General features: G+C 60.9%; 20 protein-coding genes. 5 read left to right on the forward strand and 15 right to left on the reverse strand.

Features of this window, described 5'->3' with window-relative positions; genetic code table 11:
* Positions 1-113: 113 nt before the first annotated feature.
* From ASD12_RS35590 to ASD12_RS25795, 9 genes are all read right to left on the reverse strand, one after another.
* Positions 114-1,787 carry a DNA methyltransferase gene (locus ASD12_RS35590; protein WP_348271736.1) on the reverse strand — a complete coding sequence of 558 codons (1,674 nt, stop codon included), beginning with the start codon at positions 1,785-1,787 and terminating at the stop codon, positions 114-116.
* Positions 1,788-3,092, reverse strand: coding sequence for a site-specific DNA-methyltransferase (locus ASD12_RS35595; RefSeq protein WP_244482972.1), 1,305 nt, complete (start codon positions 3,090-3,092; stop codon positions 1,788-1,790).
* 22 nt (positions 3,093-3,114) lie between these two features.
* Complete coding sequence (locus ASD12_RS25765) at positions 3,115-3,498, reverse strand: hypothetical protein (protein WP_156398651.1); 384 nt, start codon at positions 3,496-3,498, stop codon at positions 3,115-3,117.
* On the reverse strand, positions 3,495-4,535 hold the full coding sequence (locus ASD12_RS25770; RefSeq protein WP_056593087.1) for a hypothetical protein: 1,041 nt from the start codon (positions 4,533-4,535) through the stop codon (positions 3,495-3,497). The genes ASD12_RS25765 and ASD12_RS25770 overlap by 4 nt, the downstream gene beginning before the upstream one ends.
* A complete protein-coding gene (locus tag ASD12_RS25775; protein WP_056593095.1) occupies positions 4,535-5,125 on the reverse strand; it encodes a hypothetical protein in 591 nt (196 codons plus the stop codon). The genes ASD12_RS25770 and ASD12_RS25775 overlap by 1 nt, the downstream gene beginning before the upstream one ends.
* Before the next feature lie 9 nt (positions 5,126-5,134).
* The gene (locus tag ASD12_RS25780) at positions 5,135-5,941 is read right to left on the reverse strand and encodes a PD-(D/E)XK nuclease family protein (RefSeq protein ID WP_056593097.1); all 807 of its coding nucleotides are present in this window, start codon (positions 5,939-5,941) and stop codon (positions 5,135-5,137) included.
* Entirely contained in the window at positions 5,934-8,972 is a 3,039-nt protein-coding gene (locus ASD12_RS25785; protein ID WP_056593100.1) for a DEAD/DEAH box helicase family protein, read from the reverse strand. Before ASD12_RS25785 ends, ASD12_RS25780 begins: the two co-directional genes overlap by 8 nt.
* Before the next feature lie 409 nt (positions 8,973-9,381).
* Positions 9,382-11,502: a hydantoinase/oxoprolinase family protein gene (locus ASD12_RS25790; RefSeq protein ID WP_056593102.1), complete on the reverse strand. Its 2,121-nt coding sequence runs from the start codon at positions 11,500-11,502 to the stop codon at positions 9,382-9,384.
* 4 nt (positions 11,503-11,506) lie between these two features.
* The gene (locus ASD12_RS25795; protein WP_056593105.1) at positions 11,507-13,162 is read right to left on the reverse strand and encodes a hydantoinase B/oxoprolinase family protein; all 1,656 of its coding nucleotides are present in this window, start codon (positions 13,160-13,162) and stop codon (positions 11,507-11,509) included.
* A gap of 85 nt (positions 13,163-13,247) precedes the next feature.
* Here ASD12_RS25795 and ASD12_RS25800 point away from each other — a divergent pair, with 85 nt between their 5' ends.
* Entirely contained in the window at positions 13,248-14,129 is an 882-nt protein-coding gene (locus tag ASD12_RS25800) for a LysR substrate-binding domain-containing protein (RefSeq protein ID WP_056593108.1), read from the forward strand.
* A gap of 38 nt (positions 14,130-14,167) precedes the next feature.
* Here the strand turns inward: ASD12_RS25800 and ASD12_RS25805 are convergent, their stop codons facing one another.
* The 6 genes from ASD12_RS25805 to ehuB all read right to left on the reverse strand — a co-directional run bounded on the left by ASD12_RS25805 (position 14,168) and on the right by ehuB (position 18,843).
* Positions 14,168-15,568 (reverse strand): amidase, encoded by a 1,401-nt coding sequence (locus tag ASD12_RS25805; RefSeq protein WP_082525680.1) that lies wholly within the window; start codon positions 15,566-15,568, stop codon positions 14,168-14,170.
* A complete protein-coding gene (locus ASD12_RS25810) occupies positions 15,555-15,770 on the reverse strand; it encodes a hypothetical protein (RefSeq protein WP_056593113.1) in 216 nt (71 codons plus the stop codon). The genes ASD12_RS25805 and ASD12_RS25810 overlap by 14 nt, the downstream gene beginning before the upstream one ends.
* Positions 15,771-15,799: 29 nt before the next feature.
* Positions 15,800-16,570, reverse strand: coding sequence for an ectoine/hydroxyectoine ABC transporter ATP-binding protein EhuA (ehuA, locus tag ASD12_RS25815; protein WP_162252286.1), 771 nt, complete (start codon positions 16,568-16,570; stop codon positions 15,800-15,802).
* Positions 16,567-17,217, reverse strand: a complete 651-nt coding sequence (ehuD, locus tag ASD12_RS25820) for an ectoine/hydroxyectoine ABC transporter permease subunit EhuD (RefSeq protein ID WP_200953723.1) — start codon at positions 17,215-17,217, stop codon at positions 16,567-16,569. The genes ehuA and ehuD overlap by 4 nt, the downstream gene beginning before the upstream one ends.
* Positions 17,217-17,876, reverse strand: a complete 660-nt coding sequence (ehuC, locus tag ASD12_RS25825; protein ID WP_056593444.1) for an ectoine/hydroxyectoine ABC transporter permease subunit EhuC — start codon at positions 17,874-17,876, stop codon at positions 17,217-17,219. Before ehuC ends, ehuD begins: the two co-directional genes overlap by 1 nt.
* Before the next feature lie 82 nt (positions 17,877-17,958).
* Complete coding sequence (gene ehuB, locus ASD12_RS25830; protein WP_056593122.1) at positions 17,959-18,843, reverse strand: ectoine/hydroxyectoine ABC transporter substrate-binding protein EhuB; 885 nt, start codon at positions 18,841-18,843, stop codon at positions 17,959-17,961.
* Positions 18,844-19,127: 284 nt separating this feature from the next.
* On the opposite strand from ehuB, the gene ASD12_RS25835 reads away from it, so the two are divergent.
* Genes ASD12_RS25835 through ASD12_RS25850 form a run of 4 tightly spaced genes read left to right on the forward strand, consistent with a single transcriptional unit; the run spans position 19,128 to position 22,831 of the window.
* Positions 19,128-20,279 carry an aminotransferase class I/II-fold pyridoxal phosphate-dependent enzyme gene (locus tag ASD12_RS25835; RefSeq protein ID WP_056593126.1) on the forward strand — a complete coding sequence of 384 codons (1,152 nt, stop codon included), beginning with the start codon at positions 19,128-19,130 and terminating at the stop codon, positions 20,277-20,279.
* 7 nt (positions 20,280-20,286) lie between these two features.
* Positions 20,287-21,414 carry a 4-oxalomesaconate tautomerase gene (locus tag ASD12_RS25840; protein ID WP_056593130.1) on the forward strand — a complete coding sequence of 376 codons (1,128 nt, stop codon included), beginning with the start codon at positions 20,287-20,289 and terminating at the stop codon, positions 21,412-21,414.
* Positions 21,411-22,127 carry a PIG-L deacetylase family protein gene (locus ASD12_RS25845; protein ID WP_056593134.1) on the forward strand — a complete coding sequence of 239 codons (717 nt, stop codon included), beginning with the start codon at positions 21,411-21,413 and terminating at the stop codon, positions 22,125-22,127. Before ASD12_RS25840 ends, ASD12_RS25845 begins: the two co-directional genes overlap by 4 nt.
* Positions 22,124-22,831, forward strand: coding sequence for a 4-carboxy-4-hydroxy-2-oxoadipate aldolase/oxaloacetate decarboxylase (locus ASD12_RS25850; protein ID WP_056593136.1), 708 nt, complete (start codon positions 22,124-22,126; stop codon positions 22,829-22,831). Before ASD12_RS25845 ends, ASD12_RS25850 begins: the two co-directional genes overlap by 4 nt.
* The last annotated feature ends 8 nt before the right edge of the window (positions 22,832-22,839 follow it).

A 22,839-nucleotide genomic window follows, 5' to 3' on the forward strand; every position in this document is an offset into this window, starting at 1 on the left:
TAGACCTTCCATCGGGTCATTCATTGACCGCCAGTCACCGCAATAAAGTCGGCGCCTTAGAAGGATGTCCAAGGCAAACTCAATTTTTGCCGCAGAGCGAAACTTGAAAGCTCTCACACCCCAAACACCTTAAGCACTTCATCCCCGAAATGGTTGATCACCTTCACCGCGATCCTGCCCGTGCTCGGTCTTGGAAACGGTCGTGAGGTGTCGGAATAGAGCGTCTCCCAGGCTTCCTCGTCGATCTCGGCCTTCAGTGCCGTCTTCAGCGATTTGTAGGGATCGTTGGCGCCGAGGAAGTACGCGTGGCGGACGAAGAAGCTCTCTTCGTTGTAGTCGGTGTCGATGAACCAGGCGGCGATGCCCTTCACGTCGTCGGAGCGGATTTCGCCCGTCGAGGGATCGAAGATGTCGATGCCGTTGACCTTCACCTGCAATTCGCCCTGCGCCGTCTCGATCAGGTCGACATCCGGCTCGCCGAACACGACGAAGAGGTTGCCCTTACCCGTGTTCTTCAAGTCCTCGGCCATGTGCAGGTCGGGATTCATGCGCGCCTTCAGGATGGCCAGCGGGCCGAGCCTGTTCAGGTCGCTCGCCTGGGCTTCGAAGTTGAAGGCGCAGGCGATCAGCGCGTCGAAGCGGGCATCGGAAGCCTCGCGGGCGGCGGCCGTGATTTGGCTACGCGTCAGCGTGCCGAATTCCGGGCCGATCAGGATTCCCGCGCGTTTTTCCCGACCGTCCCCGTCATTGTAGCGGCCTTCCGCGGCAAGGAAATTGCCCGGCCAGGGTTCGACCGAATTGAAGCGGATCGTGTCGCGCTTTTCCTGTTGATGGACGCCGGCCGTGCGCAGATGGTCGAGCACCATCTGGCCGAAATCGATCTCCGGTACATTTTTCGGGTCGGGCTGCATGCCGCCTTCTCCAGCGCGGATTTCGCCGGCTAGTGTGTCGTCGCGCGCGGTGACAACGCGGTGCGGCGACAGACTCTCGACCGTGAACGGTCCGGCGACGCGCACCTTCGACTTGTCCTCATGGGGGCGGTCGTAAAGCATCTCGACATCGGCCGCCCTGGCGATCGAGGCGTCGATCTCTTTTTGCCGCGCGATGCTGCCTTCCCACCAATCCTTGTGAAGTTCGCGCACGCGGGCGTTTACCAGCGCCGCCTTGGAGGCGCCTTCCTTCGTTCCCAGCCAGTGGTCGAGGTTGCGCGGGATTTCCCACTCTTCGAATCCCGTTGTGAGCTTCTCGTTCACCTCCTGCCGCAGGGACTCCAGCACGCCCTGCCAGCGCTCCCAGATCACGTCGATCTCGGCATTGTTGGCGATGGATTTCAGCGTGATGTGCGGCGCGCGCTCGTAGACGAATCCTTGGCGAATATCACCGGATGTTAGCCCCTGTGGCTGGATCCTTCCGGAAACCTTCTGCTCTTGCGCCCGGCCTTCCGCGCTGTCGGCCAGTAGATAGAAAGGATAGCGCGCCGACATCAGTCGCGTGCGTGCGAGAGCCAGCGCCACGCGGCTTGTGTCGATGGTTATCCAGCGCCGGCCCCATTGTTCGGCGACCGTCGCCGACGTGCCCGAGCCGCAGGTAGGGTCAAGAACGAGGTCTCCAGGGTCTGTGGTCATCAGGATACAGCGTTGGATAACCAGCGGATTCGTCTGTACAACATATGTTTTTTCTGTGCCAAACCCTGAAGTGACTGTGTCATCCCAGGTGTTATTGAAAGGGATCGCTGGAAAATCATCAATATATCGAACATAAGATGGCGTGTTTCCAATCGCAATTATTCAACTTGCGCTCAGTAATCTGCCCATCCCAGTTCGACTTGTCTTCCACCCGCTCGCCTTTGGGGAGAAGGTTCGCCCGTTCAATGAAAAGTCAAAAAATTGTGGGCCGCCGGAACTCTGTGACGTCAGTTGGTCCCCACGGAACACTCTAGAACCGATGGGCGGGTTCTCAAAGTCACTTTGGGTCGCTCGACGTCGAGCGCCGCTAGTATCTTCGATGCTGGTGTACTGGCCGCCGCCCTCACCACCGGCTGTCTTGCGTCTATAGAGTTGTCGGTATTTGATAGCTCTTCTTCGCTTCGAATACCAAATAACATAGTCAACCACAGAGGCTAGGACATCCGTCCCGCCTGAAGGGCTACCAGCACCTGTCGTTTTCTTGAAAGGTATCAAGGAGACGAAGTTCTCATCACCAAAAACTTCGTCCATCAGCGCCCGTACGCGGTGAACATTCTCGTCACTGATCTGGACAAAAATCGAGCCAGACTCTGACAAAAGTTCGCGCGCGACCATGAGCCGGTCGCGCAGATAGGTGAGGTAGGAGTGGATGCCGTCCTTCCAGGTGTCACGAAAGGCCTTCACCTGTTCTGGCTCGCGCGAGACGTCGGCGACCTTGCCGTCCTTTACGTCGCGCGACAGCGTCGAGACCTGCCAGTTGGAATTGAACTTGATGCCGTAGGGCGGGTCGAAATAGATGCACTGGACCTTGCCGCGCATCGCCTCGCGCTCGGCGAGGCTCGCCATCACCTGCAGCGAGTCGCCGAGGATGAAGCGGTTCGTCCAGTGCTGCGGATGCTGGTAGAACTCGGCCCGTGCTTCAGGGTCGGTGATGCCATTGAAGTCGGAAAACAGGCTCGGTTCGTCGGTCTTTTCTTCACGCGCTCTGTCGGACCTGCGCCTCAGATCGTCGATCAAGTGCCTCGGATGAATCGCTTCCTGCCGATAAATCGGCGGCGCGTTGACGACGAGGTCGGACCAGTCCTGCGAATCCTTGCCCTTCCAGACGAGTTGGGCGTCGCCGATCTCGATCTCGCCGGTCTCGGCGAGCTTGCGCATCTGATCTTTGGTGATCCTGATCTTGACGCCGTTCCAAACGATCTGCGGGTCGAGATCGCCGTCGCGTTGCCTGGTTTCGTCGTTGGCTAGCGGCCGCGAGCGCGGCAGCGAAATGGAATGATCCACGCTGCCCAGGATCTCCTCCTGCTGCTCGAACAGCGAGGCCATCTCGGCGGTGGGATTGTTGATCCGCCGCGCTTGGTCGTGGGTCAGCGCGTCGATATTCTTCTGAGTCGGCGTCTTTGCCATAGGGCAGTCCAATCAACGATCGTCAGAGAAATTTCTTTATGAGGAAGTGATAGACGGCAACGATCTCATCGTCGCGCTCACGCTCGATGCCCTTGATGGTGAAGTCCGTGACTTTGCCAACAATTGAGCCGCTTCCCTTGCTCGACCCGTTTCTGACCACGCCATCCTTGATGTTGCCGATGGCGGTTCCTGAGCCGACGGACGAGCCATTCCGGATCACGCCGTCCTTCACATTGCCCAGGGCCGTACCGGAGCCGGGCGACGATCCGTTGCGTATGATCCCGTTCTTGAGATTACCCAGCGCTGTGCCGGACCCGATGGATGAGCCGTCACGGATCACGCCGTCCTTATAGTTTGCCATATTTTCCCCCATGTGGTCCGCCTGAATATTTAGATCACCAGTCACGTCAATTTCGAAGTTGGTATTTGTGCTGTGGGCATTTCATTTGGGGAGGAGCTGGCCGGGTCGGCCAAGAAGACGTAGCGACTGCGGAGATACTTCGCCCAGGCATCGCCTGCCAGCGCTTCGGCGATTAGCGGCGAAAACAGGGATTCAGTCGAGCGGCTGATAAAGTCGTCGGCTTCGGTCAGCAGCGAGCGGTAGACCTTGAAGGCGTTATCGCCAATCGGACGCATTGCAGGTGAGGTGACACGGGTCAGGCGCCTGTTCGTCGCCGGAGCGATGTGGAGCACGCGGACACGCTCAGCGCCATCCTCCTGGACAGCTTGCATGCGAGACGCCAGCATTTGCTGGCGGAATAGCTGATAGAACGGTTCCCAAAACAGGTCGGGAAGTTTCAGGTCGGCATTGCTGCGCAACGGGCCGAACGGTGCGAAGGCAATGTTCTGGTAGCGGCGAAGACGCTCCGCTTCGCGCTTCGGTTCGGGCGGAGCGCCGTAGGACTCGGTGTACTTCCACTCGATCAGCAATGTCTCCACCCGGCCCGCCTGTCGGAAGCGCACAATGGCATCGGCGCTGGTGACGTTGGCGCCGCGCTTCGGCGATCCAGTTCGGGGCCATTCGTTGAGGTAATCCTTGCGGCCGATCCATTCGAAGCCGACGAACCAGGGTTCACCGTCTGGTCCTTTCTCGACCTCCAGCATTTCCGGCAGGTCACCGCCAAGCGCGCTCTGGACGAGGCGCGCCAACATCTCCGGGCGCGTCGCGAGCGGCATCAGGAAATTCAGGCAGCAAACCTGTGACGAGAGGCCATGAGCCGCATGCTGATGCCAGGCGATGGCATTGTCGGAGTAATAGCGCTCGGCAATGTTGCGGATTGCGGGGTTGAGGTTCGAAAGGCGGTTCGCAGGAGCAAGGCGATAGGCGCTGCCCTCGAAGCCGCTTTCGCCGGGAAGATACGTTTCGAAGAAAGCCGATTGACGCGCACGTTCCTGTGCCACGAAGTGGGCCTCGTGTGGATCGATCATGGTGACTTTGACCATTAGGCTTTCCTCGCCTTAGCGAGCAATGTTGAAAACAGAGTCTTGGCTTTGTCTGCTCGTTCCAGTGCCTCCAGTAGCGGCGTCATCGCCTCCTCAAGGCGGCCATCCGCGAGCGCGGCAGCAACTGCTTTTGAATCAAGGCTGCACACCGTGTAGAAGTTGCCGCTATCGCTGAGATGGAAATCGGCCTCGGCCAAAATCCGAGCGTGATCTTTCGCGAGGGGTTTCCATTTCCTCATGCCTGCGGAGTCTTGCCCAAACCAAAGACAAAGTTGGCCGCCTGCGACACCAAGATAGCGGGAGAGCCAGAAGTAGGGCTCCTGACCTATACCTTCGCCGGTATCATCCGGTCCTTTGTCAGGATAGAACCAAGCCTCCGGCTGGCCTTCTAGAAACCATTCTTGGGGAGCCGTCCAAAGATCATCTTTCTCGAAAGCTCCCTTCCAGCCTTGTTTCTTTGCCCAATCATCGAGATGCTCGATGATTGACTCCCAGATGTTTTCACCAATGGCCTCAATTCGCTTCGCAGCGGCATCGAGGTCCAACAAGTTTTCTACGATCAATCCATCAAGTTCTGCGTTATCGGACATTCAAACTCCTTAGTGAAGTCGGCCGACGTGCGCTGCGAAAAGCAGCGCCAGGCGCGTGGAGAAGGCTTCCGCGCCGAGATTTCGCGCGACGGATTTAATCGCCCTCGAAACGTCTGCCCACCGAAGCTGGATGCAATTTGTGGGATCTGAGGGCGAGGTCTCTGAGAGGTACAGGACGGCCCAGTGCTGCTTGCGAAGACTCACAGCCTTGGTGGCTGCCAACTGCGCGTACAGAGCTACTTGATCCTTTTTGCTTTCCAACGCGTCAATCTTGATTTCCAGGAAGAGTAGGAAGTTTGCACCTGTAATCTCGATATCGACACGGTGATCCCCATTGCCAAGTGGATAGCTCTCACGAACCGCACCTTGAACATCCTTGAGCTGGAAGCCGGCCTTGCTCGTTCCGTCGATTCGGTTCCAAATCTCAATTAGGTAGGCATCCCCGGCCCCGTGGGAGCCACCGGGGTCAAGCAGCCATGTTAGAACCCTCGCTGTACGGACCTCGTTGCGACCAAGCCCCGCGACAGACCAGACATCGATTGCGTCGCCGCGCTGTCGGGCCTGTCGCAGCGCGGGCGACAGTGCGCTCAGCGCGTGGTCGAATTGGGCTCGCACGAGCGTTTCAGGGACCGAGACAAGGGGGAGGCGGTTGGCTTTCAACCCCGGTCGAATCCGCAGAAGAACGTCGCGCAAATTCTCGACGTCGACTGTTCTGTGCGGCTCTCGGCTCTTACGCCAGTCCTTCAGAAATGAGGCGAGGCGTGCAAATGACGCCGAGGGCTGAAGAATCGGTCTGGGCAAAGAATTGTCAGGCATCAGCCTTACACTCAGCACATCGCGCCACCAGCTTCTCCCATTGATCCTTGATCGCGAACGCATCCCGAAACTCAGCAAAGGCCCAGCGGCCGAAGATCTTCAGATTGTTCACGCCCGGCACCCAGAGCGTTTCCATCGTCTGGGCCTTGATCTGCGCGTCGAGACCGCGAAACCCCTTAATCTCAACCACAAAGTTCAGAGGGTCATCGGCGCCGTGACCGTCGTCGAGCTGGACGATAAAATCGGGCAGATAGCGGCGGGTGACGGAGCCGCTGAGATATGGCACCTCGAAGCCCAGCGCCTGGTTCTTCACATAAGAAAGCGTCGCCGGATGGCCTTCCACGACGCGGGCGAACTCAGCCTCCCAGTCACTGTCGCATACGACGTAGTTGATGTGGCTCTTCAGGGGCGACGTGGTCCAGAGATTGGTCTTGGTCGTGTTGAAAGCTACGTGGTTCGTCGAACCGTGCGGATTGTAGGGGTCGAGCATTGCCTTGACGATCGGCGAACCATCCGCACTCGCCTCGCGCACGATCGCTTTGTAAATAAGCCCAGCCGCTTTTTCGGCGATCTCGGCATAGGTGAGCATGCCGATCTTTGTGCCGCCTGTAGTCTTCAGATGGTTCTGGATCCAGCGCCGGGTGATTGGTTGGATGAGATTGTAGAGGTGGTAGGGCGGGTCCTGATCACCGTCGCGGAAATAGCGTTCGACCAGCCGCTTGGTGAGATGCACGGCAACCGAGTTCGGGCGCATGTCGTCGAGGGCGTCGGGCGAAATGTCGTGGCCCTCGCCAACCAGTCCTTCCAGGCGTGTCTCACAGGGACCGACCAACTCCGGCGTCAGCGTCAGTGTCGAGTCCGGTGTGAAGGTTGCTGAGATGCGGTCCGGCGGCAATTCGCTGCGATAGCCAGCAACGCGGGGGAAGCGAATGGCGAGGCGCTCGCGCTCCCGGATGGCGGCGACGCGCGTGACGGGCTTGGGCGGGTTCTTCTTTACCTGCTGCGGTTCGGTGGCGAAGTCGAACGGGATGCCGAGGATGTCCGCGTATTCGGTGTCGAACAGCCCGTTGTCGTTAAGCTCGTAGGACTGGCGGCGCAGACCGCGACCGATCACCTGCTCGCACAGAAGCTGAGTGCCGAAGGCGCGAACGCCCAGGATGTGAGTGACGGTGTTGGCGTCCCAGCCTTCGGTCAGCATGGATACTGAAACGACGCAGCGAATTTGCTCGCCGAGGCGACCCTTCTGCCCGACTGTGTTCATCACCTCGCGCAGGAGTTCACTATCGGAAATGTTTCCCGCCGCCGCTCCTTCGCGCTCCTGCTTCTCGCGACGGAACTGATCGATCTCAGCCGCCGCCATTTCATGAAAACTGGCATCCAGCGCCTCGCCGGACTCGATCTGCTGGGAATCGATGAGAAGCGTGTTCATGCGAGGTAGCGGCTCGCCCGTGTTCTTGTCGTAATTGCTGAACAGCTCAAGATGCCCATGATGGATGGTTTGCATCTGGCCTTCGCGCTCGCGTTGCCATCCAGAGACCCATTCATAGACCAGCTTGGAGCTTGCGGTGTTATTGCAGACCACGATAAAGACCGGCGGCACCGAAATTCCAGCGCGCTGCCATTCGTCATATTCAGTCTTGTAGTGGCTGTAGAGGGAGATCAGCGCGGTCTGGAGCTGGGCGGGGATCGAAAGCGGATCGAGTTCGCCGGACTTGCCGGCCCCCTTTTTTGGCATCGCCTTACCGATGTGGTCCCACAAATTGCGATAGACTGGCGTCTCGGCATTGACGGCGTTGTCCGAGACGGGCACGCGCGGCAGTTTGACGATGCCGCATTCGATCGCGTCAACGAGGCTGAAATCCGACACCACCCAGGGAAAGAGCGTGCCTTCCTCGTAGCCCGAACCACGCAGGAAGAAAGGCGTGGCGGAAAGGTCGTAGACAGCGCGCAGGCCTACCTTGCGCTTCAGCGCCTCTAGCCCGGAAATCCAAAGCCGCGCGGCCTCGTTATTCTTCTTTGCCTCTTCCTTATCCTCGCCCTTCGCCTCTGACTCCTCGTCCGTGCCTGGCCGCTCGCGATAGCAATGGTGCGCCTCGTCGTTGATGACGACGATGTTCTTGAGGTGAAGGAGCTCGCCGCAAGCGCGGGCGAGCATTTCGCCTTCGCTTTCCTGCTTCTCGATAGGCTGACCGGTGCGGCCCTGCATCAGCCGTTCGCCGACGGGATTGAGGTCGTGTGCCTTGCGGCGCTGGAAGGCATGGTAGTTGGTGATGACGATCTTGGCCTTGCCGAGGTCGGTCATCAGTTCAGCTGGAACCAGCTCGCGCGTGCGATAGTAATTGTCGGTGTCTGAGGGATTCAGCACCCGCAGCCGATCCTTGATCGTAATGCCTGGCGCGACAAGTAGGAACCCTCGCGAGAAGAGCGACGAGTTCGGCTGCCGTGCTGCGTTGATCGACTGCCAGGCGATCAGCATGGCCATGACCGTCGTCTTGCCGGCGCCCGTCGCAAGCTTCAGGGCAAGGCGAAAGAGTTCCGGGTTTGCATCGCGATTGGCCTCCTGCAGGTGGCGAAAGATGTGCGCGTACTGCTTTCGCCCACGCGCCACCTCGGCCAGCCAGATCGCCGTCTCGACCGCCTCGATCTGACAGAAGAACGGCTGCTGGTTGGAGAATTCGTGATGCCGCCAATGCTGCAGCAGACGCTGGGTCACCGGCGTCACGCCCCAGTCGTTGGGATTCGGCAGTGCGCGCCAGGATTCGATGTGGCCTCGGATCTCGTTGATGATCGGAGTGGGGTTGTAGCCGCTTTCGCTGGTTTCCTCGGCATCGAAGCCGAGCGAGGTCTGGCCTCGCGCCGAACCCGACTTCCAGCGCCGCGCCTTGGGCACCGGCGTCACATATTTCGACCGTCTCCGCCCTTCGATCGGCGGATGTTCCAGCGGCTGACCGTCGTCCCCCAGTGCGTGATGCCGCGTGGGCGGCAAATACGGAGAATTAAGGATAGGCTCCGCGTAAAATGGTTTTGTCATAGCCCCCCCAGAGCGAATCCCGCGTATCTTGTACGGGAAGGGATTCGTTTATCAACCTTGAGGAGGCTGTTCTTTCAAAATAGTGCTTACTAAATCGCAGTTTGTGTCGTGCAAGGCGTTTGACTATGGCAGAGGGAGTATCGGAACCCGTGGCTCTTTTTCTAAAATTCCCTGGAACGCCCTTGATCAGACCTTGGGGGGTCGTCATCAGTGATGTCGACCCCACTGGAGTTAAATCTACTTCGATACAGGCCGGAAGGACGGGACGCTCCAGAAAAACGATATGTGGTCATCTTTATAGACAGTCCGCATCTTAAACTCCATCGATCGCAGGGCCAACCCGCAGGGTGCCGGCAGGCGCAGCCGGACTGGCGCCAGACGCCTTGGGATGGCGCAAGCTACAAGCTTCTCAATTCACGAACCACAAGTTGATTATTAGGTTCCTTGAGCTGTCGACCGATACCACTGAGTCTGGCCCGATCACGCAGGTCGATTCCCGTTCCTCGACAAGGGCAGGGCCTGAAAACTTGCAACCGGCCGGGAGCATATACCGGTTATATACCGCGCAATCCAACCAACCATGGCCTTCGAACTTGACCTTTCGGGTTCCGCGGCGCGCGCCCTCAAGCGTCGCGTCGGCCACGGCATGGCCTTGGCCAATGCTGATGTCGGTGCCCGCTGCAGAGCATGCCAGCCGCCAGTTCAACACCTCGATTGGACTGTCTTCCAAGATCCGCCCGAACTGAGCGCGATAGCTCATGAAGAACGTCTCCCGTATCGCATCGAGATGCTCGTCGGATAGAACAAGCGACGGCAAGGCGACCGGGATTTCAAACCCTTGCCCCCGATGCCGCATCTCAGCCGTTGCTTTGAATGTGATCTGCTCCTCGATCGCGCCGGCCTCACAGAGCAAACTCACGCCTTCGGCTTTCATGTCGGCGTAAAGCGCGTTGATCGCCGTCCAGTCGACCGCGTCCAGACGAGAGACCATGGTGCGGACCATATCCGTAGCCGGCGGCGCGACCAGGAACCCGAGCGCCGATGCGACACCTGCGCCGAGCGGCACCACCATCTTCTCGACCTTGAGCAGTCTGGCCAGATTGAAGGCGTGGACGGGACCGGCGCCGCCAAAAGCGATCAAAGTGTATTTGCGGGGATCCTTGCCCTTTTCGGCAAGGTGCATCCGCGTCGCGGCGGCCATCGTCTCGTCGACGATGCGCTGGACCCCAAGGGCTGCTTCATCGACGTCGAGATTGATAGCGGTCGAGATCTTGCCGTCGAAGGCGCTGCGGACAAGGTCCACATCAAGCTCGAGCTCGCCGCCGAGGAAGTAAGCTGGATCAAGACGACCGAGCACCAGATCGGCATCGGTGACGGTCGGCTGGTCACCGCCGCGGCCATAGCATACCGGGCCCGGCACCGATCCGGCGCTGCGCGGCCCAACCTTGAGCAATCCGGACGATGGATCGACTCGCGCCAGGCTGCCTCCACCCGCGCCGATCTCGATCATGTCGACGACCGATACTTTCAGCGGCAATCCCGACCCCTTCTGGAAGCGGCGGACACGGCCGGCCTCGAAGTCGAACTTATGGTCCGGCTGGCCATCCTCAATCAGGCAGATCTTGGCGGTGGTGCCGCCCATATCGAAGGAGATGACGCGATCGAGGCCGGCGATCCTGGAGATGAAAGACGCCGCCATGGCGCCGGCGGCCGGACCCGACTCGATCAGACGGATCGGAAAGGCCTTGGCTTCGCGTACTGTGGTGATGCCACCGCTCGATAGCATGATGTGGAGACGCCCGGCAAAGCCCAGTTCCACCAGTTCCGCCTCGAGCTTGTCGAGATAACGGTGCATCAACGGCTGCACATAGGCATTTGCGCATGTCGTGGTGGTGCGCTCGAATTCTCGGATCTCGGGCGCCACTTGCGACGACAGCGACAACGGCAGCGACGGATACAGCGCACGCACGATCTTTGCCGCGCGCTGCTCATGCCGGTCCGAGCGATAGGAATGCAGGAAGGAGATTGCCAGCGCTTCCGCCTTGCTGTCCTCGACCAGCCGGCGGGCGGCCCTGGCAACGGCATCTTCGTCGAGATCGACGAGGACATCGCCTTCGGAGGTGACGCGCTCCGCAACCTCGAGCCGTCGCGCGCGCGGCACGATCACGGGGGGCATCTCGAGGAAGAGGTCGTAGAGGTCGTAGCGGGTTTCACGTCCGATCTCGATCGTGTCTCTGAAACCCGACGTGGTTATCAGCCCAACGACCGCGCCGGTTCGCTCAATGATGGTGTTGGTGACCAGGGTCGTGCCGTGGACGACGCTGTGAAGATCGGAGGGTTGCAGACCGGCCTCGGAGAGGATGCGCTTGATACCGTTTATGATGGCGATCGACGGATCTTCCGGTGTGGTCAAAAGCTTCCCCGTAAGCGCCAGCTGACGGGACGGGTCATAGAGGACCAAATCCGTGAACGTTCCGCCGACATCTACGCCGATGCGCGCCAATCGCTGTGTTGGCTGTGTTGAAGTCATGATCTCACTCCACCCCGTAATGCAGCTTGGCTGCGTCGCTGGACACATAGCCGTCAGCCAGGTCAGCCAGCACGGCGGCGCGGTCGCGGGATCGCGGATCGCCATAGCCGCCGCCGCCGGCATAGAGCAGCGTAATCCGGCGGCCCGGTTCGACGACGCTGCGCGACTTCGGATGCGGCTTGGTACCGTCCTCAAAGGCGATCACGGACGGCGCGCCTGGCAGCCCGCCGAGAATTCCCACGGCGGGATGATTGTGCCGATCGGACAGTAGCGAAAGGCGAGCGGAAGCATCGGTGCGCAGCTCAATTACAACCTCCTGGCCGAGACCGCCACGCTGCCGGCCCGCGCCACCGCTGTCGGTCCGCAACCCCTTCTTCCAGACCAGGAGCGGCGCTACGCTTTCATAGGCCTCGATGCTGCCGGCACCGACATTGGTCGGGAAGGCGGTGGTGGAAAGACCATCCTGATGCGGCCCCGCGCCCATGCCGCCGCTGGCGAACAGCACTTGCGAAAACGACGAGCCGTCCTGGTTGGCACCGCTGAACAGCGCACGCATGCTGGGCGCCCCGCCGCAATCGGCGATAATCTTGTCGGGCAGAGCGGTGCTGAGTGCCTGATAGATGACGCCGGCGAGCAGATGTCCGGTCAACTGCCTGGCGCCTACAGGGGCGGGAAAGACCGGATTGAGGATCGACCTTTCCGGCGCAGTAACGGTGATCGCGCGATAGGATCCTTCATTCCTCGGCGAAAGCGGGTCGAGCGCGCATTTGATCGGATAGACAGAATAGGCGTGTGTGTAGTTGAGGACGCAGTTGATGCCGCGATTGATCTGCGGCGACGTGCCGGCATAGTCGATATGCATCGTGTCGCCCGACACCGTCACGGTGCAGACGATGCGCGTCAGCTGCTCGTCAAATCCGTCAGCATCCAGCGTGGCGCTGTAGACCCCATCGGGAACACTTTCGATTGCCTTGCGCATGGCTGCGTCCGATCGGCGCTGCAAGGTCTTGGAAAGCGCCAGCAGATCGGGCAGGCCCGTGTCATCGAGAAACTCGACGATACGGCGCACCGCAACATCATTGGCCACGACCTGGGCTTCGAGATCGCCGAGAACCTGGCGCGGCACACGCACATTACCGAGCAGGATGTCGAGCAGCGTGCCGTTCCATTCGCCGGCACGCAGCAGGTGGGCCGGCAGGATACGAATGCCTTCCTCGAACAGTTCATGGCAGTCCGCTGCCCAAAGCGAGCCCCCGACATCGGGCGAGTGCGAGATGCAGCCGGCAAAGCCGACCAGCAAGCCCATGTGGAAGATCGGCGTGACGACGGTGAAATCCGGCAAATGGCCTGTCGCCAGCCATGGATCATTGGTGATCACCGCGTCACCTGGCCGCCAGCTTTCCAGCGGAAATCTGTCGAGGAATATCTTGGTCGTTTTCGGCAGGATGCAGGAGAACGAGGCGATGCCGCCGGTGTTCTCGCAGATGCTGTCACCGTTGCGGTCCATGATAACGGTGGCGTAGTCGTTGGACTCTCGCACGATCGTCGAGAATGCGGTCCTGACCAGGCTGGTCGCGGCTTCGTCGGCGATCGATATCAGCCGGCCCCAGTATATTTCCAGCGAAATCGGGTCGAAGGTTTCTGTCAATCGATCGGCCATGGGGTTCTCCTTGAACTGGCCGAATTTGACGCTCTTTCCTGATACTGTATAATACATGATACGTTCGAATTGATATGTTTTGCATATGGAACTCCGGCACCTCCGCTACTTCATCGCTGTCGCGGAGGAACTCCACTTCCGCCGGGCCGCCGAACGCCTCAACATCTCGCAGCCGCCGCTCAGCCAGCAGATCAAGCTGCTGGAGCTTGAACTGGGTGCCGCACTTTTCGAACGAACCAACAAAAAGGTCGAGCTGACGCAGGCGGGACGGCTTTTCCTGCCGGAGGCGCGCGCAACGATCGAGCGCGCCAACCGCGCCGCGGAGGTCGTCAGGAAATCAAAGCAGGGCGAGTTGGGCGAACTGCGCATCGGGCTCTTTCCCTCGGCGCCGCTGGTGCCCGAAATATCCAGATCGATACGTGCCTATCGCGAACAGTATCCCGGCGTCAGCCTTGTCCTGAACGAACTCGAAAGCCAGCAGCAGACACTGGTTCTCGTCAATGAGGGGGAGGACATCGCGATCGTGCGCAGTGTCGCCGCGCCCGCTTTGCCCAAGACAATCCTGTCGCGCCGGGTCGTCGACGAGCCTCTGGTCGTGGTCATGCGGTCCGACCATCCGTTGAACCGGCAAGCCGGTTCGATTTCGATGGCGGATCTGACTGACGAGCCGTTTGTCTTTTACGGCGAGAAGATGGGAGCAGTCCTGCCGCGCATCGTCTACGATCTCTGCCACGACGCCGGTTTCGAACCTCGCATCAGCCAGTTGGCGAGTGCAAACACGACGATGATCGGCCTCGTCGCGGCAGGGCTCGGGATTGCCATCATCCCCAATGCGCTCGCACGGCTCACACATGCCGATATCGCGGTTCACCCGCTTAAACAGAAGAACGCGACGGTTTCAGTCTGGGTGCTTTGGAACGCGCGCCGGCGTTCACTGCTGATCGACGCGTTTCTCAAGCTGATCTGAACTGACCTGAGCTGGCCGCAGACGAGTGTGGATTGGCATCAACCAATCGGCGGACGCAGCCGGTGCCAGTCGGTCACCTGCTGATAGAGATGGGCGGCCGAGAGGATGCCGGCTTCATCGAAATGGCGGCCTACAAGCTGGAAGTTGACGGGCAGACCATTGGCGGTGAAGCCGGCAGGAACGCTTGCCGCCGGAACGCCGAGATAGTTCAGGGCCCGGGTGAAATCCATAATGTCGGCTGCTCCCGTGCCTGACGTTCCGTCGGCGTCGGACGATCTCAGCGGCACCGGGGACGGCATGCAAGGCAGGAGCAGGAGATCGGCTGAAGTGAACGCCTGTTGCGTGAAGCGCCGCGTCAGCTTGCCACGCATCGTCAGCGCCTCGACATAGCGCGTTGCCGGCATGTATAGCCCGGTTTCAAGGCGACTACGGACATGGGCGGAAAAATCCAGTGGCCGCTCGACCAGGCTGCGGCGGTGGAACGCGGCGGCCTCGACGATGAGCACGACGCGATTGAGCTGGTTGACCGGGTCGAAATCGTCGATATCAACGGTAACGATCGTTGCCCCCGCAGCCGCGAAGGCCCCAAGACTTTGCCGCAAGATCGCGAGAATCTCCGGATCCACCTTGGCCAAGCGGTGGTCCGGCAACATCCCGATCACAGGCGCTCTGCGTACCTTTTGCAGGGCGGCCGTGTAATCGATCCTGGGCGCCAGCGCGGTCGACGGATCGGCTGTGCCGGGGCCGGCAATGATGTCCAGCAGCAATGCACAATCCGCAGCCGTCCGCGCGACCGGACCAATGCAGTCCAAGGACGGTGCCAGCGGCGTCACGCCATCCTTCGGAACCAGCGCATAAGTCGGCTTGATCGCGGTCACGCCGCAAGCGCCAGCCGGAACGCGAATCGATCCACCGGTGTCGGAACCGAGTGAAGCCGGCACCAGACGTGCGGCAACGGCGGCCGCCGAGCCGCTTGATGAACCGCCGGTGACATAGTCCGTGTTCCAGGGATTCCGGCAGGCGCCGAGATGCGCGTTGTAGCCAGTCGGGCTCAGCGCGAATTCCGACATGTGGAGCGCGCCAAGATTGATCGCGCCGGCACCGGCCACGCGTTGCATCGCGGTGGCAGTGCCCACCGCACGGTAAGCGTCTTGAATCCTCGAGCCTGCGGCAACGATGCGCCCCGCGACATCAAACAGATCCTTGTGTGCCATCGGCACGCCATGCAACCGGCCGTGGTTTTTGCCGTGCGCCAGATCCTCATCGGCTTGGGCGGCGGCCGCCATCGCCTCATCACGATAAATCGCGACTGTGCAATTTAGGTCGCGGCCGACCGTGTCGAGGGCATCGAGACTGCGAGCCGTCGCCTCGCGCGAACTGATCTCGCCGCTGGCGATGCGTGCTGCAAGCTGCGTCAGGTCCAAGTCAGGAATTTGCATTGTCTTGCGCTATCCGTGCTGACTCGGCCAGAAGCCCGGCAAAGTCGGTGGATGACAGGCCCGGCTCCATCTCGGCATCGGCAACCGCGCGGGCCTTTTCGTTGATCAGGCGGGCAAGGGCTGCATTCTCAGGCGTCGCCCAATCGGTGTCGACCAGGCCCTGCATCGCCAGGGAGGCAGCGTCGGCGGGCTCGATAGCCATGGCGTTTCTCCCGATTGTTGACTGGGCCATCATCCCTGCAGCACTGCATTGAGGAACGCGCGCGTACGATCGCTGTCCGGGTTGGTGAAGACCTTGTCGGGCTTGCCGGCCTCGACGATCCGCCCCTTCTCGAAGAACAGGACACGGTCGGCGATCTCGCGAGCAAATCCCATCTGGTGCGTCACCATGATCATGGTGAGATCATGCTCATGCGCGAGCAGCCGCAGGACGTTCAGCACTTCGCCCACCAGTTCCGGATCGAGCGCGGACGTCACTTCGTCGAACAGCATGATGCGCGGACGCATGGCGAGAGCCCGGGCGATCGCCACCCGCTGCTGCTGGCCGCCCGAAAGATTGCCTGGATAGGCGTTCAGCTTGTCCTTGAGGCCGACCAGTGCAAGCAGCTCCTCGGCGCGGGCCCGGGCATCCTGCGCTGAAAGACCGAGAACCGTGCGTAGCGGATTGACGACGTTCTTCAAAACCGACCAGTGCGGGAACAGGTTGAACTGCTGGAAGACCATGCCGACCTTCGAGCGCATCTTGCGCAGGTGCGCTTCGTCAGCCGCAACGAGCTTGCCATTCCTGCGCATATGCCAAAGCGCTTCGCCGTCGATCTCGATTTCCCCGCCGCTGATGGTTTCAAGCGTCATGATGGTGCGCAGGACGGTCGACTTCCCCGATCCGCTCGGCCCGATCAGCGCAACCTTTTCGCCCTGCGCGACCTCCATGTCGAGGCCGTCGAGCACGACGAGCGAACCGAAGCTCTTGCAGACATTGGTGAGCTTGATGATAGGGCTCATCGTGCGAGCCTCCCCTGAAGTAAGCGGACACATGCGGATGCCACAAGGCTCATGGCGAGAAAGATCAGGCCGACGAGCGTCATGGGTTCGACGTAGAGAAATTTCTCAGAGGCGATGATGTTTGCCGTCTGCATCAATTCGATCACCGTGATGGAAGCGAGAATGGGCGTGTCCTTGAACATCGCGATCATGTAGTTGGCCAGCACCGGGATGATCGGCGGGATCGCCTGCGGAAGAATGATCTGCACCATCGCCGCGGACTTCCGGTAGTTGAGGGCGGTCGCGGCCTCCCATTGTCCCTTGTGCACGGACTCAAGACCGGCGCGGTAGACCTCGGCGATGTAGCAGCTGTAGTGGATGCCCATGCCCGCCACTCCGGTGACGAAAGGCGACAGGGAGATGCCGAACCCAGGCAGCACGAAGAACAGGAAATAGAGCTGCACCAGAAGCGGCGTCGAGCGGATGAACTGCACGACCGCCCAGACGGGCCACCGCACCGCTGCGAACGGCGCGCGCATGCCGAGCACAAGGACGAGACCACCAGCAAGCGCGGCGGCGAAAGAGACCACGGTAGCCGCGATCGTCACCAACGATGCCTCGAGCAGCAGCGGCAGGATCGAACGCGCATAGTCGAAATCGAAAGGGATCATCTCGCCCCCCGGCCCAGACGCGCATTAGTCTGGCGTTCAGCGAGGCGGAACAAGCCGGTGATGACGATCGCGATCAGGAAGTAGCCGGCCAGCACCACGGTGAACGGTTCGATGGTGCGCATCGTCGTCTGCTGCAGGGTGAGTGCCTGAAACGACAGATCATGGACCGTGATGAGGGAGACGAGTGCTGTTGCCTTGAGCAGTTCGATCGCCAGATTGCCGAAGGGCGGCAGCATCATCGGTATCGCCTGCGGGATGAGAATTTTCCAAAGCGCCTGCTGGCGCGAATAGTTGAGGGCGCAAGCCGCCTCGCTTTGGCCGTGGGGCACGGACTTGATCGCGCCGCGCACGATTTCCGCTCCGTAGGCGCCATTGCACAGGCCCAGAGCCAGGACCGCGGTCACGATCGGATCAAGCACGATACCGAAGAAGGGGAGCACGAAGAACATCCAGAACAGCTGCACCAGAAGTGCAACACCGCGAAAAACCTCGATATAGACGAGGGCCAGCCAGCGTAGCGGTGCGAACGGCGAAAGCCGGCCGAGCCCCGCCAGGAACGCCATCGCAAAAGCCAGCAGGCTGGCGGCGATGGTTATCTTGATGGTCGTCAATATGCCTTCGAGGAAGACCCAGCGCGCTTCGTAGATAAGGGACATCATCCAATCCGTTCGACGTGTTGAAAGGCGAATGCGCGGGCCGTGACCCGCGCATTCGCCACCGCGGCGTTGGGAGGACGCGTTACTGGGCGCAGGCTTTCGCCGTCGTCATCCCCGGCTGGACAGCGTCGTCCTTGGTCAAGGCATACTTGTCCATCAGGGCGGCATATTCGGGGGTATCACGGAAAGCGACAAGCCGCTTGTTGAGCTCGTCCAGAAGCGCCTTGTCAGCCGGGCGGACCGCGAAGCTGGCGACGCCGTAGCGCGGCTTGCCGTCCACAACAGGCTGCTGGAAAGGGCTGGCGCGCTCAAGGCTGCTGTCGCTGAGGTTGCGCAGCTGCGTTTCCAGGACGGTCGAGACGTTGGTGTAGGCATCGGCGCGGCCGGCCTTCACCGCGGCGTACCCGCTCGCGTCGTCGGGAACGATGACGATCTGCGCGTCCTTCACACCCAGCGCCTTGGCATTGTCGCGCAAACCGGTTCCGCCGGCCGTGTTGGCGAGCTTCAGCGTCGGATCGGCAGCGATATCGCCATAGCTGTGGATCTTCTTGGGATTTCCCGCCTTGACCGCCAGCGCATCGCCAAGAACATAGAAGGGCTCGCCGAAGGCCACCTGCTTGCAGCGGTCTGGCCGGATATAGATGGCTGACGTCACCAGATCGAAACGGCCTGCGATCAGCCCGGGGATCATACCGCCGAAATTGGTAACGCCACCGTCGAAATCCTTGATCCCGAGGTCGGCGCTGATGTGTTTCAACACCTCGATGTCGAAACCGGTGAGTTCGCCATCGGGCGTGGCGTAGGCGAACGGCGTCTCATTGGCGAAGCCGATGCGCAGGCTGCCGCTTTCCTTGGCTTTTGCCAGCGTATCCTGGGCGTGGGCTCCGGCGCCCATCAAGGCCAGAGCCGAGGTCAGCGACAGCGCTGCCGCAAAGACCCGCCCGTTGCGCGAGATAACATTAAACATTGAGATTCCCCTTTCTTGTTTGTTGTTCCCGGCCAAGGCCACTGTCAACCCTCCGGTCCGCAGCTCAGCATGCGAGTCAAATTGACGACAATCTTGTTAGCTTTGTCAAGCCAAGATTGGATAATTGCAAGGGGCACCGGCTAATTTCATTGTTTTTGTTGACATTTATGGACGATCCGCAGAATTATCGTTCCGCCATATCCGTAAAAATAACGGCGATGGATTGTTGACAAGAATGCTGACAGTTCTTTAGATGAGCCCATCGAGGCAATGAGGCCAACCAAATGAAACAGCAACGAGCCATCTCCCAGCGCATCGCACGTCTGCGCCCTTCGGCGACGGTGGAGATGACGGAAAAGGTGCGGGCGGCGAAGGCCTCGGGGCGCAGGATTTACAGCCTGGCGAGCGGAGACCCGCAGATCACGACCGATCCGCGCATCATCGAGGCCGCGCACAAGGCTTTGCTGGCCGGTGACACCCATTACGGCCCCGTCCTTGGTGATCCCCGGTTGCGGAATGCGCTCGCGGCCCATGAACAGCGGCGTTCCGGCGCCCGGTATGACGATGCCGATATCATCGTCACGCCAGGTGGAAAGTTCGCCCTGTTGACGGCGCTGATGGGAACGGTGGAGGCGGATGACGAAGTGCTGGTCCCCGAACCGGGATGGGTCAGCTATGGCCCTTGCGTCGAGATGTGCGGCGGCAAGCCGATCCTCTTGCCGATGCTCGACCGGATCGATCTGGCGGTGATGGAAGCGGCGATCACGCCACGCACGGTGGCTGTGATCGTTAATTCACCGGTCAATCCCAGCGGCCGTGTTCTCAGTCAGAAGGAAATCGACGGCGTTGTCGAGCTGGCGGACCGCCACAACCTCTGGATCATCTTCGACCAGGTCTATTCCGACCTTGTCCATACGGCGTCGTTCCCCTCGCCCCAGGCGACGGCCAAGGGACGTGCCTTCACCTTCGTCGTCGACAGCTTCTCCAAGACATTCGGAATGACAGGGTGGCGGCTTGGCCATCTGGTGGTGCCGCCGGGACTGTCGAAGCCGGTAAGCCGCTTCATCCAGCATTCGATCTATTGCGTTCCCGGCGCGATCCAGGCAGCCGGTCTCAAGGCGCTGGAAATCTACGATGAGGTCGTGCCGGGATATCGCGAGATGTTTCGCCGACGCCAGTCCGACGCCGCCGCGCGGCTCGACGCGATCCCAGGCATAAGCTGTGCGGCACCCGACGCCTCCTTCTACCTGTTTCCGGCTGTCGACACGGATGACAGGGCGCTCGCCGCCCGCTGGCTCGACCTGCACGACGTGGCCACCGTGCCTGGATCCGCCTTCGGCGGCGCCGGCGCTGGTCATTTGCGCCTGACGGTGACGGCGCCCGATCGCGAGATAGACGAGGCCCTCACACGGATTGCCTCGGCCGGCATTTTGTGAGGATGATATGACTTCCGGTCTCATCGAAATCCCCTCGACGCTGATGCGGGGCGGGACATCCAAAGGCCCGTTTTTCCTTGCCTCGGATCTCCCTGCCGACATTGCAGTCCGCGATCAGGTGTTGCTGGCGGCCCTTGGATCTCCCGATGTGCGGCAGATTGACGGCGTCGGCGGCGCTGACCCGCTGACCAGCAAAGTCGGCATTGTCTCCCGTTCGACACAAGACGGTATCGATCTGGAGTTCCTGTTCGCGCAGGTCAGCGTCACCAAGGCCCTCGTCGATACCACGCCCAATTGCGGCAACATGCTGGCCGCCGTCGTGCCCTTTGCCATCGAGCAAGGGCTGATCCGGGTGGCTGGCGAGACCACCACCGCGCGTGTTCTCACCGTCAACACCGGAACCGTCGCCGACATCACCCTGCTCACGCCGGGCCTGAGCCTGACCTATACAGGCGAGGCTCGCATCGACGGCGTTCCCGGAACGCATTCGCCGATCTCCATTGCCTTCCGCGACACCGCCGGATCTGTCTGCGGCACCTTGCTGCCAACCGGCAATTTGCTCGATGTCATCGACGGCATTGGCTGCACGCTGATCGACAATGGCATGCCTGTCGTCGTGTTGCCGGCCGAGCGTTTCGGCATCACCGGTTATGAGACCCGCGATGAGCTGAACGGCAACGGGCCACTGATTGCGAAACTCGAGCACGTCCGGCTGCAGGCCGGCCATATGATGGGCCTTGGCGACGTCGCCGCGAAGCCTTTTCCCAAGATGACTCTGATCTCTGCGCCGCGGGCCGGCGGCGTAATCAACACGCGGACGTTCATCCCCCATGTCTGCCACGCCAGCATTGGCGTGCTTGGCGCGGTGACGGTGGCGACGGCTTGCGCGCTCAAAGGCTCGGTCGCGCATGGCATGGCCGTGCAGCAGTCCGGGTCCCTGATGTCGATCGAGCACCCGAGCGGCGAATTCACCGTAGAACTCGATATCCGCGACACGCCGGACGGGCCTCAGGTGATGAAGGCAGCCCTGCTTAGAACCGCGCGACGACTGTTTGCCGGCGCCATCGCCGTCCCCGCATCCGCATGGCCGGAACGGGAAGAACCCATAAGAAAATCGAAGGGAGAAGCCGCATGACGGCAAAAACTGGAATCGTTGTCAGCGCGCATTCGGCGGACTTCGTCTGGCGCGCCGGCGGCGCGATCGCTCTGCATGCCGAGCGCGGCTATCACGTGCGAGTGATCTGCCTTTCGTTCGGGGAGCGCGGCGAATCTGCCAAGCTCTGGCGCGAGAAAGGTATGACCGAAGAGGTCGTCAAGCGCGAGCGCAAGCGCGAAGCCGAAACCGCCGCCAGTATCCTCGGATGCGAAGTGGTGTTCCTGGATCGTGGCGACTATCCGTTGGTTTCGGATAAGGAACTGCTTTTCACCCTGGTCGACCATTTCAGGGAACTGCAGCCGAGCTTTGTCCTGTCGCACTCGCTGGCTGATCCTTATAATTTCGACCATCCGCTGGCTACCCATCTCGCTCAGGAAGCGCGCATCATTGCGCAGGCGCATGGTCACAATCCCAGCCAGACAGTGCTTGGCGCGCCGCCCGTCTACCTGTTTGAGCCACACCAGCCCGAGCAATGCGAATGGAAGCCGGAAGTCTTCCTCGACATTGGTCCGGTATGGGACAAGAAGCGCCAAGCGTTCGAATGCATGGCCGCGCAGGAACATCTCTGGGAATATTACACCCGCGCCGCACTGCAGCGCGGCAATCAGGCGGCCCGCAACACCGGCCGCAAAGTGGTTTATGGCGAAGCCTATCAGCGCGTGTTTCCCGATCTCATGGAGCAGTTCGGATGAAGCCCGTCGCCATCAGGAACATCTTGCGCGCCGATCCGGACGTGATCGCGCGCCTCGGCGCCGCCGGTGTCTCGACCGCACACGAGGCTCAAGGCCGCGACGGCCTGGCCAAGCCTTATCTACGGCCCGTCTGGCAAGGCGGAATTGCCTTTGGCAGCGCGATAACGGTGCTTGGACGGCCAGGCGACAACTGGATGATCCATGTCGCGGTCGAGCTTTGCCGGCCCGGCGACGTGCTGGTCGTGGCGATGAGCTCGGACAACTCGGACGGGATGTTTGGCGAACTGCTGGCGACATCGCTGCAGGCGCGCGGGGTGCGCGGCCTGATCATTGATGCGGGTTGCCGGGATGTCGCAGCGCTCAAGGAATTGAACTTTCCGGTCTGGAGCAAGGCAATCAGTGCGCAGGGGACGGTCAAGGCTTCACTGGGCGCCGTCAACGTGCCGGTCGTCGTTGCCGGCGTGGCCATCAATCCCGGCGACGTGATCGTCGCCGATGATGATGGTGTGGTCGTGGTGCCGCGCCAGGATGCCGCCTTCGTCGCACAGAAATGCGATGAGCGCCTTGCCAAGGAGGCGACCGTGCGCCAACGCCTCGCCGCCGGTGAGCTCGGCCTCGACATCTATGGGATGCGAGATGCCCTGGCGAAGCAGGGCCTAGTCTATATCGATCATGCCGACGAACTGAAGGCAGACGGGCGGTGACGGACATC

Origin of the sequence: Mesorhizobium sp. Root102 (assembly GCF_001425625.1) — a bacterium.
Lineage (GTDB): Bacteria > Pseudomonadota > Alphaproteobacteria > Rhizobiales > Rhizobiaceae > Mesorhizobium.

Bases quoted from the DNA above. Each gene is read 5' to 3' on its own strand.
- ASD12_RS35595 (WP_244482972.1), bottom strand. From the start codon at position 3,092: ATGGCAAAGACGCCGACTCAGAAGAATATCGACGCGCTGACCCACGAC.
- ASD12_RS25770 (WP_056593087.1), bottom strand. From the start codon at position 4,535: ATGGTCAAAGTCACCATGATCGATCCACACGAGGCCCACTTCGTGGCA.
- ASD12_RS25775 (WP_056593095.1), bottom strand. From the start codon at position 5,125: ATGTCCGATAACGCAGAACTTGATGGATTGATCGTAGAAAACTTGTTG.
- ASD12_RS25780 (WP_056593097.1), bottom strand. From the start codon at position 5,941: ATGCCTGACAATTCTTTGCCCAGACCGATTCTTCAGCCCTCGGCGTCA.
- ASD12_RS25785 (WP_056593100.1), bottom strand. From the start codon at position 8,972: ATGACAAAACCATTTTACGCGGAGCCTATCCTTAATTCTCCGTATTTG.
- ASD12_RS25790 (WP_056593102.1), bottom strand. From the start codon at position 11,502: ATGACTTCAACACAGCCAACACAGCGATTGGCGCGCATCGGCGTAGAT.
- ASD12_RS25795 (WP_056593105.1), bottom strand. From the start codon at position 13,162: ATGGCCGATCGATTGACAGAAACCTTCGACCCGATTTCGCTGGAAATA.
- ASD12_RS25800 (WP_056593108.1), top strand. From the start codon at position 13,248: ATGGAACTCCGGCACCTCCGCTACTTCATCGCTGTCGCGGAGGAACTC.
- ASD12_RS25805 (WP_082525680.1), bottom strand. From the start codon at position 15,568: ATGCAAATTCCTGACTTGGACCTGACGCAGCTTGCAGCACGCATCGCC.
- ASD12_RS25810 (WP_056593113.1), bottom strand. From the start codon at position 15,770: ATGGCTATCGAGCCCGCCGACGCTGCCTCCCTGGCGATGCAGGGCCTG.
- ehuA (WP_162252286.1), bottom strand. From the start codon at position 16,570: ATGAGCCCTATCATCAAGCTCACCAATGTCTGCAAGAGCTTCGGTTCG.
- ehuC (WP_056593444.1), bottom strand. From the start codon at position 17,876: ATGTCCCTTATCTACGAAGCGCGCTGGGTCTTCCTCGAAGGCATATTG.
- ehuB (WP_056593122.1), bottom strand. From the start codon at position 18,843: ATGTTTAATGTTATCTCGCGCAACGGGCGGGTCTTTGCGGCAGCGCTG.
- ASD12_RS25835 (WP_056593126.1), top strand. From the start codon at position 19,128: ATGAAACAGCAACGAGCCATCTCCCAGCGCATCGCACGTCTGCGCCCT.
- ASD12_RS25840 (WP_056593130.1), top strand. From the start codon at position 20,287: ATGACTTCCGGTCTCATCGAAATCCCCTCGACGCTGATGCGGGGCGGG.
- ASD12_RS25845 (WP_056593134.1), top strand. From the start codon at position 21,411: ATGACGGCAAAAACTGGAATCGTTGTCAGCGCGCATTCGGCGGACTTC.
- ASD12_RS25850 (WP_056593136.1), top strand. From the start codon at position 22,124: ATGAAGCCCGTCGCCATCAGGAACATCTTGCGCGCCGATCCGGACGTG.